At 41.9% G+C, this 16,017-nt stretch carries 11 protein-coding genes; 2 read left to right on the forward strand and 9 right to left on the reverse strand.

Going from position 1 to position 16,017, the window contains the following annotated elements; genetic code table 11:
- Nucleotides 1-2: 2 nt before the first annotated feature.
- The 8 genes from AC4QJR_RS27550 to AC4QJR_RS27585 all read right to left on the reverse strand — a co-directional run bounded on the left by AC4QJR_RS27550 (nucleotide 3) and on the right by AC4QJR_RS27585 (nucleotide 10,852).
- A complete protein-coding gene (locus tag AC4QJR_RS27550) occupies nucleotides 3-881 on the reverse strand; it encodes a branched-chain amino acid ABC transporter permease (protein WP_375374651.1) in 879 nt (292 codons plus the stop codon).
- Nucleotides 882-1,084: 203 nt separating this feature from the next.
- The gene (locus tag AC4QJR_RS27555) at nucleotides 1,085-2,257 is read right to left on the reverse strand and encodes an ABC transporter substrate-binding protein (protein ID WP_496524883.1); all 1,173 of its coding nucleotides are present in this window, start codon (nucleotides 2,255-2,257) and stop codon (nucleotides 1,085-1,087) included.
- Nucleotides 2,258-2,574: 317 nt separating this feature from the next.
- A complete protein-coding gene (locus tag AC4QJR_RS27560) occupies nucleotides 2,575-3,780 on the reverse strand; it encodes an MFS transporter (RefSeq protein ID WP_496524884.1) in 1,206 nt (401 codons plus the stop codon).
- Between the two features lie 271 nt (nucleotides 3,781-4,051).
- Nucleotides 4,052-5,905: an ABC transporter ATP-binding protein gene (locus tag AC4QJR_RS27565; protein ID WP_496524885.1), complete on the reverse strand. Its 1,854-nt coding sequence runs from the start codon at nucleotides 5,903-5,905 to the stop codon at nucleotides 4,052-4,054.
- On the reverse strand, nucleotides 5,905-7,635 hold the full coding sequence (locus AC4QJR_RS27570) for an ABC transporter ATP-binding protein (RefSeq protein ID WP_496524886.1): 1,731 nt from the start codon (nucleotides 7,633-7,635) through the stop codon (nucleotides 5,905-5,907). The genes AC4QJR_RS27565 and AC4QJR_RS27570 overlap by 1 nt, the downstream gene beginning before the upstream one ends.
- Before the next feature lie 144 nt (nucleotides 7,636-7,779).
- Nucleotides 7,780-8,130, reverse strand: a complete 351-nt coding sequence (locus AC4QJR_RS27575; protein WP_496524887.1) for an ASCH domain-containing protein — start codon at nucleotides 8,128-8,130, stop codon at nucleotides 7,780-7,782.
- Between the two features lie 76 nt (nucleotides 8,131-8,206).
- Nucleotides 8,207-9,922, reverse strand: a complete 1,716-nt coding sequence (locus AC4QJR_RS27580) for a GMC family oxidoreductase (protein WP_496524888.1) — start codon at nucleotides 9,920-9,922, stop codon at nucleotides 8,207-8,209.
- Between the two features lie 189 nt (nucleotides 9,923-10,111).
- Nucleotides 10,112-10,852 carry a gluconate 2-dehydrogenase subunit 3 family protein gene (locus AC4QJR_RS27585; protein ID WP_496524889.1) on the reverse strand — a complete coding sequence of 247 codons (741 nt, stop codon included), beginning with the start codon at nucleotides 10,850-10,852 and terminating at the stop codon, nucleotides 10,112-10,114.
- Between the two features lie 124 nt (nucleotides 10,853-10,976).
- Between AC4QJR_RS27585 and AC4QJR_RS27590 the strand changes: the two genes are divergently transcribed.
- Complete coding sequence (locus AC4QJR_RS27590; RefSeq protein ID WP_496524890.1) at nucleotides 10,977-11,687, forward strand: hypothetical protein; 711 nt, start codon at nucleotides 10,977-10,979, stop codon at nucleotides 11,685-11,687.
- Nucleotides 11,688-11,820: 133 nt separating this feature from the next.
- Nucleotides 11,821-12,345 carry a BsuPI-related putative proteinase inhibitor gene (locus tag AC4QJR_RS27595; protein ID WP_496524891.1) on the forward strand — a complete coding sequence of 175 codons (525 nt, stop codon included), beginning with the start codon at nucleotides 11,821-11,823 and terminating at the stop codon, nucleotides 12,343-12,345.
- An 80-nt stretch (nucleotides 12,346-12,425) separates the two neighbouring features.
- Here the strand turns inward: AC4QJR_RS27595 and AC4QJR_RS27600 are convergent, their stop codons facing one another.
- Nucleotides 12,426-15,986 (reverse strand): immune inhibitor A domain-containing protein, encoded by a 3,561-nt coding sequence (locus AC4QJR_RS27600; RefSeq protein ID WP_496524892.1) that lies wholly within the window; start codon nucleotides 15,984-15,986, stop codon nucleotides 12,426-12,428.
- Nucleotides 15,987-16,017 lie beyond the last annotated feature (31 nt).

Below are 16,017 nucleotides of genomic sequence, written 5' to 3' on the forward strand. Positions count from 1 at the left end.
CCTTACACCTTTTCCCTGATATTTTTACCAAATAAACCTGCTGGACGGAAAATCAAAATTAAGATAAGAACAACAAACGCTACACCATCTCGCCATAGAGAGTAACCTGCAGCACTTACAAGTGACTCAATGACACCTAACAATAAACCGCCGGTCATCGCGCCCGGGATAATTCCAATTCCACCTAAAACAGCTGCGACAAACGCTTTAAGCCCTGGGATAATTCCCATTAACGGCTCAATTTTTGTATAGTAAACTCCAAAGACTACGCCCGCCGCTCCTGCTAGGGCAGATCCGATCGCAAAAGTTGCTGAAATCGTGTTATTTACATTGATTCCCATTAGTCTTGCGGCATCCATGTCATGTGATACAGCACGCATGGCTTTACCAATTTTTGTTTTATGCACGATAAATTGAAGCAAAATCATTAAGATGACGGATGTTCCTAAAATAAGGATGGACTGACCGCTGATTTTTACCCCTAAAATCTCAAGGGTTTTTAGTGGAACGATTCCATCTGGATAAGCTTCCGGCTGAGCACCGCGAATATAAATGGTTCCATACTCGATAAACAACGAAACCCCAATCGCTGTAATAAGGGCAGCGATTCTTGTTGCATTTCGGAGAGGTTTATAGGCGATCCTCTCAATTAATACACCGAAGATTGCACAGGCAACCATTGAAATAAGTAATGCTGGGAAAAATCCTAAATCAAGAATAGTAATGGAATAAAAACCTATAAATGCACCAACCATGAAGACATCCCCATGGGCAAAGTTAATTAGTTTTACAATACCGTATACCATTGTGTACCCTAGGGCGATTAGTGCATAAATACTGCCCAAGGAAATTCCATTGACAAGCTGCTGTATTAATTCCATATATCTTACACTCCTCTGGACCGACTTCAACGAATCTTTTTTTAAATACAATTAAACAACCTTTGCATAGTGGGAAACTTACATTTCTTTTAGAAAGTGGAATAGGGAGACGTTACGCTCCCTATCCCTTTGGCAAACTATGAAAATTTGTCTAGCAGATACAATTGAGCTAGCGTCAGCTCTAAGGCGCTTCCGCTTTTCTATTAAGGGTTGATCTTTGTCTTAAATTGTTGTTCACCGTTCTTATACTCAAGGATAACAGCGGCTTTGATTGGGTCATGGTTTTTATCAAGCTTCACTTTCCCTGATACAAGCTCTAATCCATCAGTTTCTGCAAGTGCCTTTTGAATTTTACTAGAATCACTGCTTCCAGCACGCTTAATCGCATCGGCAAGGAAGTATACTGTGTCATAACCTAGAGCTGTAAAGGCATCCGGTGATTTACCATCGTATTTTGCTTTGAATGCAGCAACGAATTCTTGAACCTTCTTATCACTATCACCTGAAGAGTAGTGGTTGGTAATAAATGTGTTATTAAGTGTTGGTGCCCCAGCGATTTCTACTAGTTTAGGAGAATCCCAGCCGTCACCACCCATGATTGGTACATTTAAGCCAAGCTCACGAGCTTGTTTGATAATTAACCCAACTTCTTCATAGAAACCAGGAACAAAGATATATTCTGGATTTGCTGCTTTAATATTTGTTAAAGTAGCACGGAAATCTGTATCCTTTGCCACATATGCTTCTTCTTTAACAATTTTCCCGCCATTGGCTTCAAAATTCTTTTTGAAAGAAGCTGCAAGACCTTTAGAGTAGTCACTTGAGCTGTCAATTAAAACAGCTGCACTTTTAACCTTTAAATCATTGGTTGCAAAGTTCGCGGCAACTGTCCCTTGGAATGGGTCGATAAAGCATGTACGGAAGACAAAGTCATTTAGCTTTCCATCTTTACTTGTGATCGTAGCGTTTGTTGCAGTTGGTGTGATTAATGGAATTTTGTTATCTTGAGCAATCTGTACTTGAGCAAGTGTGTTTGTACTTGTTGCTGCACCAATCATTGCCACTACTTTATCTTGGGTGGCAAGTTTTAGTGCACCATTTGTTGCCTCAGCAGCATCCGACTTATTGTCGACTGTCACTAATTTTAACTTTTTGCCATTAATACCTTCTTTGTTGATTTCTTCGATGGCTAATTCAATACCTTCTTTTGCTGACTGACCATACGAAGCTACTCCGCCAGATAGTTCGAGGTTGGCACCAATTTTAATATCTCCGCCTTTTTCCCCATCCCCACTAGTACTTGAGTTACATCCTGCCAACACCCCTGCTGCTACCATAAAAGACATAAATACACCAGCTAATTTTCTCTTCCTCATGACTTTCCCCCTAATTCTCTTGGAAATTTTCCCAACTACTTTTGTCTAACTGTTTTAAAAAAAGATAATATTCTGAAAACATTGTACAAAATATTTAGGGGTTCGTCTAGTGGTATTGTACATTATTTTAAAATAATTTGCAATATGGTAAAAATACTGTTTTATCTGAACAAACTCTTTATTTCACTAAAGTCGAAAAGGATTTGCTTTTATTCAGTGGAAAAGTACTGTTTTTCAAATATTTTAGTTAAATACGTTTCCCTATTTACAATAAAAGAAAGAGACTCCAAATTAAGGAATCTCTATAGCTAAAATTATTATACCAATTCTTTTCTTTTGGTTTCTTTTCCCAAAAAGAGGACCGAAAGAGCCCCAACAAGGACAGCGATACAGAAAATCGTGAAGATGGTTGATATCGATACGTTTTTTGTCACCAGCGACCCAACCAATAATGGCCCTAGAACCCCGCCAATCCGTCCAAACGAAGCAGCCATCCCCGTACCCGTTCCACGAATAATCGTTGGGTACTGTTCTGGTGAATAGGCATAAAGGCCGCCCCAGGCTCCAAGATTAAAGAATGATAACAGGATACCTGCTGTCAGCAATTGGGCGGTAGAATCCGCCGTTCCAAAGAAATAGGCGCTGACTGCTGTTCCGAGTAGATAAACGACTAGGACAAATTTCCGCCCGAACTTTTCGATAAACCATGCGGCCGTAAAGTAACCTGGCAGCTGTGCTAAGGTCATTATTAACACATATTCAAAGCTTTTTACTAAGCTAAAGCCCTTCATACCCATGACACTTGGAAGCCATAGGAACATCCCATAATAGGAAAAGACGACGCAAAACCAGACAATCCACAGCATAGCAGTCTGACGGCGATACTCCTTCGACCATAATTTTGCAAAGCTCTGAAATGCTGAGATTCTTTCGCTCTTCTTTAATGCCGTAAAGCGTGGCGAGTCAGGTAACCCCATTCGTAAATATAAGGCATACAAAGCAGGGATAGCACTGATAATTAAAGCAATCTGCCAGCCATATTTTGGGATGATAAAGTAGGAAATAAGGGCGGATACTAACCATCCTCCTGCCCAAAAACTCTCCAGCAGGACAACCACTCTGCCGCGTTTTTCAGCAGGGACACTTTCTGATACCAAGGTCGAGGCAACCGGTAGTTCCCCGCCAAGACCTGCGCCAATGAAAAATCTTAGTGCTAAAAAGGCTCCTAGTGTGGTTGTAAGGGCGGAAAGACCGCTACCGATTGAAAATAATAATAAGGTGATGATAAATACATTTTTTCGGCCAATTTTATCTGCCATTAGGCCAAAAACAAGGGCACCAACGGCCATCCCGATTGAATTGATACTTCCAATCCAGCCCATCTGTCCAGGTGTTAGATTCCATTCTACTTTTAAGGCTGCGATGATGAATGAAAGCATGCCGACGTCCATGGCATCGAACATCCAGCCCATCCCGGCAATACCTAGCAATTTCCGGCCCGATATTTCCTTTTTGTTGTTCATGTCGATCCCCCTAAATTCATAGCTATTTTTAACATTATTCCCTATATTTCTTAAGATTAGGTACAGAATAATTCTATTAATCATTAGTATTCTATCAGGTGTCTTTACAGTTGTCATTATTTAGTGTCGTTTTTTGATAGAGGGTTTTGGGATTTTATTAGGAAGGGACATGAAATGGGGGGGCATCAACCATTTATTCAAAAAAACAGTCTCTACAGGCAATGAAAGCTATATAGAGCACAAAAAAGAGACTGGTCCCCCAGTCTCCACCTCATTCTAAATCCGCTTCCACATTTTTGAATTGATTATAAAACATACTATAATATTTACCTTTTTGGCTCATTAATTCCTCGTGATTACCGTTCTCGATGATTTCCCCGTGGTCGATGACCATGATGGTATCAGCACCTTGAATCGTGTTGAGGCGGTGGGCAATGATGAAACTGGTCCGGTTCTCCATCAAGGATAGCAAGGCCTCTTGAATATGTAACTCGGTTCGCGTATCAATGCTGCTCGTTGCCTCATCCAAGATGAGCAAAGCAGGCTTCGCCAGGATTACTCTTGCTATCGCTAACAGCTGCCGCTGCCCTTGACTTAAATTGCCGCCATTTTCGGTTAAGACTGTTTCATATTGATTGGGCAGCCGCTTAATAAACGTGTCGGCATTGGCCATCATCGCCGCACGCTCGACCTCGTCGTCAGTGGCCTGCGCATTTCCATACTTGATGTTTTCCTTGATGGTTCCTGAGAATAAGTACGTATCCTGGAGAACAAATCCAAAGCATCTCCGCAAACTATCACGAGTGTACTCACGAATATCATGACCATCAAGCAGAATGCGGCCGCCGGTCACATCATAAAATCTCGTCAACAGGTTTACGATCGTTGTTTTTCCCGCACCAGTTGGACCAACGAGGGCGGTACTGCTGCCGATATCCGCTTCAAAGCTGACATTTTTTAAAATGGGAACATCCGGCCGATACCCAAAACTAACATTTTCAAAAACAACATGTCCTCTTGGATTTTCCAAACGAATGGCCTGTGGATGGTTGAGCGGTTCCTCTTGTTCATCAATGATTTCAAAGACACGCTCTGCCCCGGCAACACCGGACTGAAGGATGTTGAAAATATTCGCCAAATCATTTAACGGTCGGACAAATTGCCTCGAGTAGGTTATGAAGCTGGCAATCGCCCCAATCGTGATGATGCTTTTTACCGCTAGGATTCCGCCTACCACAGCGACAACGGCAAAGCCTAGGTTATTAATTACGTTCATGATTGGCATCAAAAAACCAGACCAGATTTGCGCCTTAAGGCCGACCTCACGCAGTTTCGTATTGACCAACTCAAACTCTTCGATGACTTTTCCCTCATGATTAAAGGCTTTAACAATTTCAATTCCAGAAATGGTTTCCTCAATATGTCCATTTAATTTTCCCAGCTGGACCTGCTGATCTTTAAAAAAGACACTGGTCCGTTTCGCAATTGTCCTGGTCAATAAAAAGACAAGTGGTACAGTGATTAAGCTGGCCAGCGTTAATAACGGGCTAATAAAGAGCATCAATATTAATGACCCAGTAATGATGACCAATCCTGACATTAATTGCGTCGTCGATTGAGAGATGGTGTTACTCACGTTATCCACATCGTTGGAAAGCCTACTCATTAACTCTCCGTGTGAACGAGCATCGAAAAATGATACCGGCAATCTTTGTAACTTTTTAAAAAGAGCATCTCTTAAGCGTTTGACAATCCGCTGCGATACACCTGCCATCAGCCAGCCTTGTAAAAAAGTAAGCAGACTGTCGATCACATAGACAGCGATCAAAATGACAATCATCACCTCAAGAAAGCTAAAATCAACTTTGCCGCCCTGACTGCTCATTGCATCAATTGCTTTCCCAATCAGGAAGGGGGCGAGCAGCATCAATGCGGAATCGACCACGATAAAAATAAAAATGACCGAAAGCATTTTTCGTTCTTCGCCGAAGTATGCCCACAGTCTTTTAAGTGTGCCTTTAAAGTTCTTCGGCTTCACAACTGGCCCGCGGCGATGGGCACCGCCAAATCCACCTGGTCTCATCGGCGGCGGGGTGGAGGCGGCCTGTACGTTTTCCTTTGACATTAAGGCGACACCTCCTTGCCGACTTGTGATTGATAGATTTCCTTGTAGACGCGGCAATCCTTCAATAGATCCTGATGGGTTCCCACGCCAACTAGCTTGCCATGGTCGAGGACGACGATTTTATCGGCATCGATAATCGAAGTGATCCGCTGCGCAATCAACAAGCATGTGAGCCCCTTCGCATATTTCTTCAGGGCTTCCTTGATTTTTTCCTCTGTCGCGACGTCCACCGCACTTGTACTATCATCAAGTATCAATATTTCTGGTTTTTTCACTAACGCCCGGGCAATCGAAATCCGCTGCTTTTGTCCGCCTGAAAAATTAACGCCGCCTTGACCAATTCTCGTTTGGTAACCTTCCGGAGATCCCTCGATAAAATCATGGGCCCCTGCGATGGTCGCGGCAGCTATTACTTCCGCGTCAGTTGCGTCTTCTTTCCCCCAGCGAATATTTTCTGCGACACTGCCCGTAAATAAAATATTCTTTTGCGGCACCATTGCAATTTTCTCTCGTAAAATCTTTGGGTCCACCCGTTTACTATCCACACCATTGACCTTAATCGTACCGCTCACAATATCATAAAAGCGGGGGATCAGTCCGACGAGCGTACTTTTCCCCGATCCGGTTGAACCAATGATGCCAACCGTTTCTCCGGGAAGAATAGTGAGATTAATATTTTTTAAGACAGGATCGCCCACACCGCCTTCATAAGAAAAAGAAACATCCTCAAATTCGATTCGTCCCTTTTCCGTAAAAGGTTCGTCTGCCCATTCCTTCCAAGTTGAGTGCTCCTCTTGCAAAAATATTTCATTGATTCTCCCAGCGGAGGCTTTGGCTCTAACAAACATATTAAAAACCATGGAAATCATCATCAGTGAAAATAAGATTTGTGTCATATAGTTGATAAAGGCAATAATATGTCCGACTTGAATCTCACCAGTATCTACGCCGTTTCCGCCGATCCAAAGGACAGCAACAATACCAAGATTGACCGTTAACATAATCAGCGGACTAAAGGTGGCCATCAAGCGGTTCGCTGCAATTGATTGCCGTTTATAGTCGTCATTTACCACTTTAAACTTATCAACCTCGACATCAAACCGATTGAAGGCTTTCACCACCCTGACACCGGATAAGTACTCTCGCATCACACTGTTCACCCGGTCCAGCGCTTTTTGGACGCGAGAAAAGCGGGGAAAGCCTAATCGCAGGTTAAAAATAATTAACAAGGCAACAATCGGGACCACTACAGCCAGAACAACCGAGAGCTGCAAGTTTAACCGCGTCGCCATAATCAACCCGCCGATTGCGAGTAACGGAGCTTTCACGAAAATTCTCATTAACCCGTTGACAAACACCTGAACCTGAGTAACATCATTGGTCAGCCTTGTCACCAATGAGGCGCGGTCAAATTTATCAATATTTTTAAACGAAAGCATTTGAATTTTTTTAAATAGGTCCGATCTTAACTGGGTCCCAAAGTTTTGAGAAACAATACTAGCCACCACGCTTCTAGTCGAAGCAGCCACAGCGCCGCCGGCTGTAATGAGCAGCATCACACCACCCATTTTCAACACATAATGAATATCCCTGTTAGCTACCCCTTCATCAATAATTTTCGCCATAATGGTGGGCTGCAATAAATCACTTAGGGCTTCCAACGTAAGAAATAGAACCGCTATGCTAAAAGATTTCCAGTATGTCTTTATGTATTTTGATAAAAATCCCATCCTATCACTCCAGCCTGTCGGAAATCCCTCTCTAGAAATATTATAAATTTTTTCCAATGATTAACCAACTAATTGACCTGCTATTTTCTAGGTATGCCCATAAAAAAAGCGGTCCATTAATGAATGGACCACTTGTCTGTTTTTCTACTTTTGAACAGGGCTGAACTCATGCACCCAAACTCGCATTTGCGGCAGCCAAGGCATGCCAGGGTGATAGCTTAGGATCGACTGTTTATACTCTTCAACCGTCTCAAAGCCCTCGCGGCGGGCATCGTCATCTGTTAGTTCACCTAATGCTTGGGAATAAACGCGTTCGACCACAAAATCACGGCCTTCTAGTGTCATGATTTCACCAGGGTCTGCATAGCGGCCATTACGGCGTGTCGCTGTTTTTTCACCCGCAAGGACTTTCTTCACATCGGCTTCCATCGTTACTAAGCGATCGACCGAGCAAGTTTTTGGCGGCAGGGTATTGTTATCGTTTACAGTTGTCATTTTTTCTCCTCCTATTTCCAATTCATTTTTCTATATTAACACTATTGATATGATTAAATCCAATTTTGAAAAGAATTTAAACCACTTGCCCGCCTTTATCACGGTATTTAAGAATGCCTTCAGCCGCACGGTAGGCTAATGCACCGACTGTATCGGTAGGATTATAACCGGAATTGTGCGGAAACGCAGTTGCCCCTACAACAAACAAGTTATCATAATCCCACATTTGCAAATACTTATTTACTGCCGAGGTTGCAGGATCAGCCCCCATGATGACCCCGCCAGTATTGTGAGTGGATTGATAGGTCGTGATATCATATGGACCTAAATCCTTCATTGTATCAATATGATCTGCTCCCATTTCTTTTAGGACATCTGCACATTTCGAGGCAAGGAACTTGGCCAGATTTCGATCTTGATCTTCAAAATCAAAGGTGATGCGAATTAATGGATCTCCATAAGCATCTGTATAGGTTGGGTCAAGGTCAAGGTAATGGTGTTGAAAAGGCATGGAGGAACCTTGGGCACCTACGGATAAAAAGCGGTTCGCATATTTGACCGACTTCTCCTTGAATTCTTTTCCCCAGGTTGGTTTGCCGCCAGGAACCGGGTTATTTTGAATCGGTCTCATGCCCGTTTGGCTGAGCGATACCATTCCGCCATGGATAAAATTGACCTTTGAGTGGTCAAAATTATCCCCATTATAGTCATCCAAAACCATGCCAAGCGATCCTGCCCCTGCAAAGGTATTAAACTCTTTATCATCAAAAAAGCCAACCGCATTTCCTTTGATGACTTGATACGCATAATTTTTCCCAATGACACCTTTGCCTGTTTGCGGATCATAAGCTTTACCTACATCCGACATTAATAATAGACGGATATTATTAAACACATAACTAGTCATGACCACAATATCAGCAGGCTGCTCAATTTCCTCACCGGTAGTCACATCCGTGTACAAAACCCCCGTTACTTTATCGCCCTTTTTTAGGATTCTTCTGACATTGGAATGGGTTCTTATTTCAAAATTGCCTGTTTTGTTAGCGACAGGAATAACGGTCACCACCGGATCTGCCTTTGCTCCATATTCGCATCCAAAGCGCTCGCAGTACCCGCAATATTGACAGGCTGCCCGAGACACTCCATCTGGATTTTTATAGGATTCTGAAAGATTCGCAGACGGCATCATATACGGGTGCAATTTCAACTTTTTCGCCGCTTCCTCAAACATCTTCAGCGGCGGCGACTTTTTCATTGGCGGCGTAGGATACTTATCCGACCGTTTACCAGCAAGCGGATTCTCTTCCCCGGAAATACCGGTCAGTTTTTCAAATTTATCATAATAGGGTTCTAGTTCATCATAGGTAATACCCCAATCCTGGATGGTCATCCCGGCTGGAATTTTATTTTTCCCATACCTTTCGACTGTTTTGCTATAGATTTCAAAATCGTAGGGCAAGAAGCGGAAGGTCTGTCCGTTCCAGTGGACTCCCGAACCTCCTAGACCATCGCCAAGCAAAAACGAACCGTACTGCCGCATCGGCAAGGCACGAATTCTCTCATTTCCTCGGAAAGTAATCGTTTCTTTCGATAGATCTTGCATCATTCCATATCGTAATGCATAACGAAGTTCGTCATGAACCATAAAGTAATCTTCCGTTTTGCGTTCCTTACCTCTTTCCAAACCAACGACTTTCAGTCCCTTTTTGGTCAGTTCAGAAGCAATGATGCCACCTGCCCAACCTACACCAACAATCACTACATCGACTTTCGGTAATTTCCTTGCCATCGCTGCCACCTGCCTCTTCTTAGTTAGCTTCCTCTTTTATTAGTGTCTAGCTCTAGCGCCCAGCGGCTAGTGTCCTTCGCTCTCCGCCCTACGATAAGTCAACATCGAATCGCTACGCTCTTCGTGTTTCCTTTATCTCAGTTGGAGTGCTCCAGGCCATACGCCGCTAAACGGGCGCTGCCGCTTTTCTTAGTGATTTAAATGATTTTTTAAGCTTTGTGGATTTATTTTTTTAAAGTCTTTTTCAATAATATCTGTGTAAGCCATTTGGCTGCCTGGATAGTTCCGCATTTTCCAGCCATTCATATTTTTATTTCCTCCATAGAGCGGGTCACTATAGGCTCCTTCTAGCGTTGCGCTCCTAAGTAATTGGAAGAATCCACTTGGAGAAATGGTGGTCAAATTCACCTTATCTTGTTCAAAATCACTCAGAATGGCATCCTGTTCTTCCCCTTTTAGTTCCGTGAATTTTTTCTTATGGACCGCCATACTGTGATTTTGAAGTTCCCTTAGTCCAATATCAAAAATATCCCTGCGCCTTAAGCGGCCTTGATATCCTTGGACTTTTTCTCCTTTATAAAAAGGAGCCTGCATATATTCCCGAGCATTAAAGCCCCAATCACCAGCTAACTGGTGATCAATGAAGAAAGCTACCCCAAGGGCCTTCGCACCCGGTCCGGACTCATCCTCAGGAAAAATCCGTTCCGTTGCAGCCTCGGTTAGTTGATATTGTTCAGGTGTAAAATACATCAGTGCCTGATTGAAATTTTCTGCCTCAGGCGGTGGTGCTTTCTGTTGTTTATCATTATTTCGAGGGATGAGACTGCCCAATACACCACCAACAGCTAGACCGCCAACAGTGAAGCCTGTATTGCGTAAAAACTTCCTTCTTGATAAAGTTTCAGGATTCTGTTTGTGTTCTTCAGCCATTTTTAAACCTCCATGATTTTTCGACATATTCTCAATCAACTAATTTTAATATGTTCCCAAAATAATCCACTAATACTTAGAAATAGCAGCGGAGAAAATAATTTTAAAAAAAGGAGGCATTTTTATGTTGAAACGAAAATGGAAAATCTGGGGCTTTCCGTTCTTTGGTGCGGTAATGATGCTAACAGCCTGTGCAAGTCAAAACGGAATAAAGGAAAATGAAGTAGGGGCTGCAGAAAATATCAACTATCATGATCAGTCAGTGAACAACAAAGGAAATGGACATGTCCAAAACCAAAATAGCGTCAATGTGATTCCAAGTGTCGACAGAGCCAAGAAAAGTACAACCAATCGGAACAGCCAAACAACCGAAGGGGTAGGCACAAATGTTTATAGTTTGATTGGCAGTTCCAGCCTTCATGACGGCGGGATATCCTCTCATTTGGAATCACGCCTATCTGGGGAGGGCATCCCTGGGATAAAGGTTTTCGTCCTTGATGACACTGTTATTTTGGCTCGTGCCAAACAAGAAGCCACTTCAACTCGTTATGATGAACTTCAAAATAAGGTGTTAAAAAGCACCTCCGGCTCCTCAGGAAAGGGGAATCTTGATGGAGTGGACCCAGATAAGTTAAATAACGACGATAATCTGGATCGAGCAAAAGAAGTGATTGATAAGGCTTTTAACGGTAATGTTCAGGTTTTAACGATTACAAACCCTAAAGCGTTGACGCTGATTGATGGAATCAAAGCCAATATCAAGGCGAAAAATCCATCCTACAGCAAGCTTTCAAGTGATATTATTACCCTTGTGAAAATGTCTAGTGAAAAGTAAGAACATGGAGATATGCCGAAGTTAGAACATAAAGCTCAGATTCTAAAAAGAATCTGGGCTTTATTCTTTACCACAAAAGTGGTGAAACCCATATAAAGATTGTTCGTCTAATTACAAAAGGAGAGGGTTGAATATGAAAAATCTAATGATGCCAGGCCTGTTTCTAGTCATGCTATTATTCATTACTAGTTGTTCCCAACAGGAAGGTCTTGCTCCAAAATCGAATAACGCCAATCAACCAGTGTCTTCCCAAGAAGAGTCTGCCAGCACCACAAATACCCAGCCCATTGAAAATCAACCAGGCTCTGTCACAAAAGGAAAGTTAGTAGAATCCAGCTTAACCAATACAGTTAAGGGGGATGGAGCTGAATTTCAATTCAAGATAAAAAACTCCTTAGACCATCCCTTGACACTCCATTTTAAAACCATCCAACCGTATGACTATATATTAAAATCAAGCAATGGCACTGTTGTTAAACAATTATCGAAGGAACAACAAAATCCTAAACTTCCTAGTAAGGAATTCCTTAAACCGAAGGGTGAGTTGATTTATACAGAAACGATTAAAAACCTGCCAAAAGGAACATATTCCATCACCTTTATTTTGCTGGCAAAAGAGGAACCAGCAAAAGTAAGCTTAAAATTTACCATTCATTAGAAAGTTCAATATAGTAAATGAAAATACAAGAAATACCCCTGAAGAATTCTTCAGGGGTATAACCATGTAAAGATGGTTAATTATTTCTTTACAACTTTAACTTTTGTTGAAGCGCTAGTGTTACCAGCCTTATCTTTTGCAGTTACTGTTAAAACAGTTCCTGTTTTAAGAGCCTTTTTCAGCTTCACACTGTATTCACCTTTAGAATTTACAACAGCTGAACCAAGTGTTTTTGAACCAGCTTTAACAGTTACAGTTGCGCCTGCTTCTGCTTTACCAGTTACTTTCAAATCATTGCTGTCAACTTTCTTAACGGAAGGTTTACCAGGCTTTGTTTTGTCTTTTACTGTTGTAGTAGCAGTTTTGCTTACATTTCCAGCTTTATCAGTTGCTGTTACCCTAACAACTGTTTTTGCTTTAAGAGCTTTCTTTAATGTAACGCTGAATTTACCATATTTATCAGCATAAGCAGTACCTACAGTCGTTGAACCAGCTTTAACTGTAACTTTGGATCCAGCTTCAGCCTTACCAGTTACTTTCTTATCATAGTCTTTTACTTCGTACACAGTTGGGGTGCCTGGTGCCGCATTATCCAACAAGAACGATTTGGAAGTCCATTTTAACGCATTGCCAACTGCATCTACACCACGAACATGTAAGTACCAATGGCCATTTTTACCTGAAAGCTTTAATGTACTGCCATTTGTGAACTTGCTCCAGCCTGATGCAGGGGTGGCAGCAGTTTGAGACCATACATATTGAAGTGAGCTAGCTTCAGCATCCTTCACAGTTACTTTAGCAGCAACTGCTTTAGCAGGTGTTGTGCTGCCATTAGGAGCAACAGAAGCGGTTGGTGCATTATTGTCAACTGCATATGAAGTTTGTCCAGAAACAGCATTTCCATCTTCATCTGTAGCTGTTACTTTTACAACATAATTACCAGTTGCACTGTTTGGTAATGTGAGTGTACGTTCAAATGTTTTGTCCGTACCAGTTAATGTTTCTGACTCAGTTAATAAAGTTTTACCAGTTTTATCAACTAACTCATATTTAAGAGCTACACTCTCACCAGATCCATCAAGGTGAACTTTACCTGAAACTGTTAATTCTTTATGTCCAGCTTGGTTTGAATAAGCAGTTTTGCTTAATGGGTTTACTTCAACTTTGTCGATATTTCCTGTATGAAGTTCGATTGCTCCAACAGACATGTCATCAGCTTGACCTGTTACGTGAATCTTTAAGCCATACTTTGGTACATTACGGCCAGAGTAAATTTGACCAGGATTGCTATAATCTCTGGAATCATCAAATGCAGTTACTGCTGGTTGAGCACCTAGTGACATATATCCGTAACCATAATCTAAGAATAGCTTATCTGTCTTATTTAAAGAGAAAGCTGCATCTTGAATTTGGTATCTTGTCGCTGCCGGACCTGTAACATCCTTTGCATCATAAAGGTTTGAATCCTTCCAGATTGCCGTTTCTTGGTGGGCATCAACTACTCCTAAGAAACCTTCACCTGGATGATCGCCTACCCAGTTATCAGTGTACTTATTGTCAACATACCAGAGAACAAGACCTGGATCATGTGTTAATTGTGATTTACCGCGAGTAGTCGTAGCTAGTCCTGCATCCGTACCTGCATGTGAACGCCACTCAGCTAAGTAATATTGTGTTGATTTTTTAATACCATCATTTTTCGTAAAGCCATTAAAAGCAAATTTTGATTCACCTTCAGCATCGTCTGATAATACATCCGTGCCATCAGCCGTTACTTTCACATCATCCACATAGAAACCAGGGAGGGAAACGCCAGCATCAGTTACATAACTGAATTGTAATGATACCTTTTTACCTGCAAATGCAGAAAGATCAAATGTAGCGTCTACCCAGCCGTTCGAGTCGTTTGTAATTCCGTTACCCAGATTTGCCTCATATGGGTTAGTAGTTGTTGTGATACTACCTGGAATAGAAACGTAATCATCTGCACCCTCTTCTTTTACTTCAACATAGGCATAGTCATAACCATCTTCAATCTTATACCATGTCTTAAATGATAATTGTGCAGATGTTTTCCCTGTTAAATCAACATCTACTTTCATTGAGTTGTTTAATTCATCAGCGCTGCCGCTAAAGTATTCATATTGACCGCTGGCAGGCGTGTTAATAGTCGTTGACTTTTCTGGCAAATTAATTTTCACAGCATCAGCGTTGGTACCTTTTTCGCTTGCTTGATCCAATTTAACTGTTTTACCGCTTGCTAGATCTTCTAGGTTATATTCAACATTTTTAAACCAGTTTGATCCAGGCATTGTTTCTTGTAAATATTCCTTATCATATGGGCTAAAACCAGTTGGTTCTGTTCCATTGATTTTCCCTGCCCAGCTTCCAGCGGACATGATTGTCCAATATTCAGTTGGAGCACCAACAGAGTTATGTGTATACATTGTATCGTATTCATCAGGAAGACCTAAGTCATGACCGAATTCGTGTGCGAATACACCTGCTGCTCCGTCTTCAGGTTCTACTGTATAACCATAAGCAATCATCTGACCGCCCCAATATGGAACCTTTGCTGTAGAGCCAGGAATTCGTGGTAAGTCAGTAAGAGCCGAGCTGTGAGACCAAATAGCATCCCCGCCTAGTTGACCGCCGCCAGCTTCTTCACCAATACCCGAGTGAACAACCATTAAATGGTCGATAATTCCGTCCGGCTCAAAGTAATTTCCATCGCCATCCAGGTCAAACTCATCTTGAATATCATAATCTTGTAAGTTAATATCAGGATCTTGAGCTGCTTTTGTTAATGCCTCTTTGATTAAATCACGTGGATGTGCATCATTTCCATCCGGTGCTGGCACGTTACCGCCATAGTAAGCCGCAGGCTTGTCCGCTTTATACCACTTCGAAACTTGCCCATCAACAGTATAGCTGCCGCCTGACTGTTCTTCGTAATATTGTTTCATAGACACAAGTTTTTCACCATTTGGACCTACGTACCCATCCTCACCAAAGATCATATCTTGGTAATGTTCTTGAGTATAATCGTCATATTGAAGAACTGCTCCGTCACCTTCTTTAATCGTACTATGAGGTGCATCCGGATATTCCATTAACAATACAAGTACCTTATCTGTTCTTTCTGGACCTGCCCATGTTTCCTTCTTAATCGGATCTATCTTAGAAGAAGTAATAGGATTAGAAACGTTCCTCTTAGAGGCCTTGTTGGCTTTTGGAACACCTGCATCTTTTACTTTTAATTTTGCCTTTTCTTGCATTTGAGTACGAATTTTCTTAACTTCTTGTTGGTTCGTACCTGCTACGTTGGCTTTAGCCGCACGTTTAGCAAAATAAGCATTCATTTGTTTTTGCTGCTCTTGAGGAGAAGCATTTTTATTCACGATCCCTTGATCGATTAATAGATTAAGAACTTTATCTTCATTTACTAGACCAATATCAAAAGGACCGCCAGTGTGCTTGCCAAGGAAAGGCAGTGTTGATCCTTCTGGAGTTTGTAAAACATTTGAGTAAGGAACTTTTGCAGCAGTAGTAGATTTCGCAAATGCAGCTGGTGCGAAAGAACTAAATACAAGACCGGTCGATAATAGTGATGTCCCAAGGACATTCTTCCAATTTACCATCGTTTTTCCCCCTAATTTTTAACTCATATGT

The sequence above is a fragment of the Neobacillus sp. BP17 genome (assembly GCF_059579525.1).

Excerpts from the sequence above, each read along its gene's own strand:
- AC4QJR_RS27580 (WP_496524888.1), bottom strand. The coding sequence starts at position 9,922 with ATGGCAAGGAAATTACCGAAAGTCGATGTAGTGATTGTTGGTGTAGGT.
- AC4QJR_RS27595 (WP_496524891.1), top strand. The coding sequence starts at position 11,821 with ATGAAAAATCTAATGATGCCAGGCCTGTTTCTAGTCATGCTATTATTC.
- AC4QJR_RS27550 (WP_375374651.1), bottom strand. The coding sequence starts at position 881 with ATGGAATTAATACAGCAGCTTGTCAATGGAATTTCCTTGGGCAGTATT.
- AC4QJR_RS27565 (WP_496524885.1), bottom strand. The coding sequence starts at position 5,905 with ATGTCAAAGGAAAACGTACAGGCCGCCTCCACCCCGCCGCCGATGAGA.
- AC4QJR_RS27560 (WP_496524884.1), bottom strand. The coding sequence starts at position 3,780 with ATGAACAACAAAAAGGAAATATCGGGCCGGAAATTGCTAGGTATTGCC.
- AC4QJR_RS27585 (WP_496524889.1), bottom strand. The coding sequence starts at position 10,852 with ATGGCTGAAGAACACAAACAGAATCCTGAAACTTTATCAAGAAGGAAG.
- AC4QJR_RS27575 (WP_496524887.1), bottom strand. The coding sequence starts at position 8,130 with ATGACAACTGTAAACGATAACAATACCCTGCCGCCAAAAACTTGCTCG.
- AC4QJR_RS27600 (WP_496524892.1), bottom strand. The coding sequence starts at position 15,986 with ATGGTAAATTGGAAGAATGTCCTTGGGACATCACTATTATCGACCGGT.
- AC4QJR_RS27555 (WP_496524883.1), bottom strand. The coding sequence starts at position 2,257 with ATGAGGAAGAGAAAATTAGCTGGTGTATTTATGTCTTTTATGGTAGCA.
- AC4QJR_RS27590 (WP_496524890.1), top strand. The coding sequence starts at position 10,977 with ATGTTGAAACGAAAATGGAAAATCTGGGGCTTTCCGTTCTTTGGTGCG.
- AC4QJR_RS27570 (WP_496524886.1), bottom strand. The coding sequence starts at position 7,635 with ATGGGATTTTTATCAAAATACATAAAGACATACTGGAAATCTTTTAGC.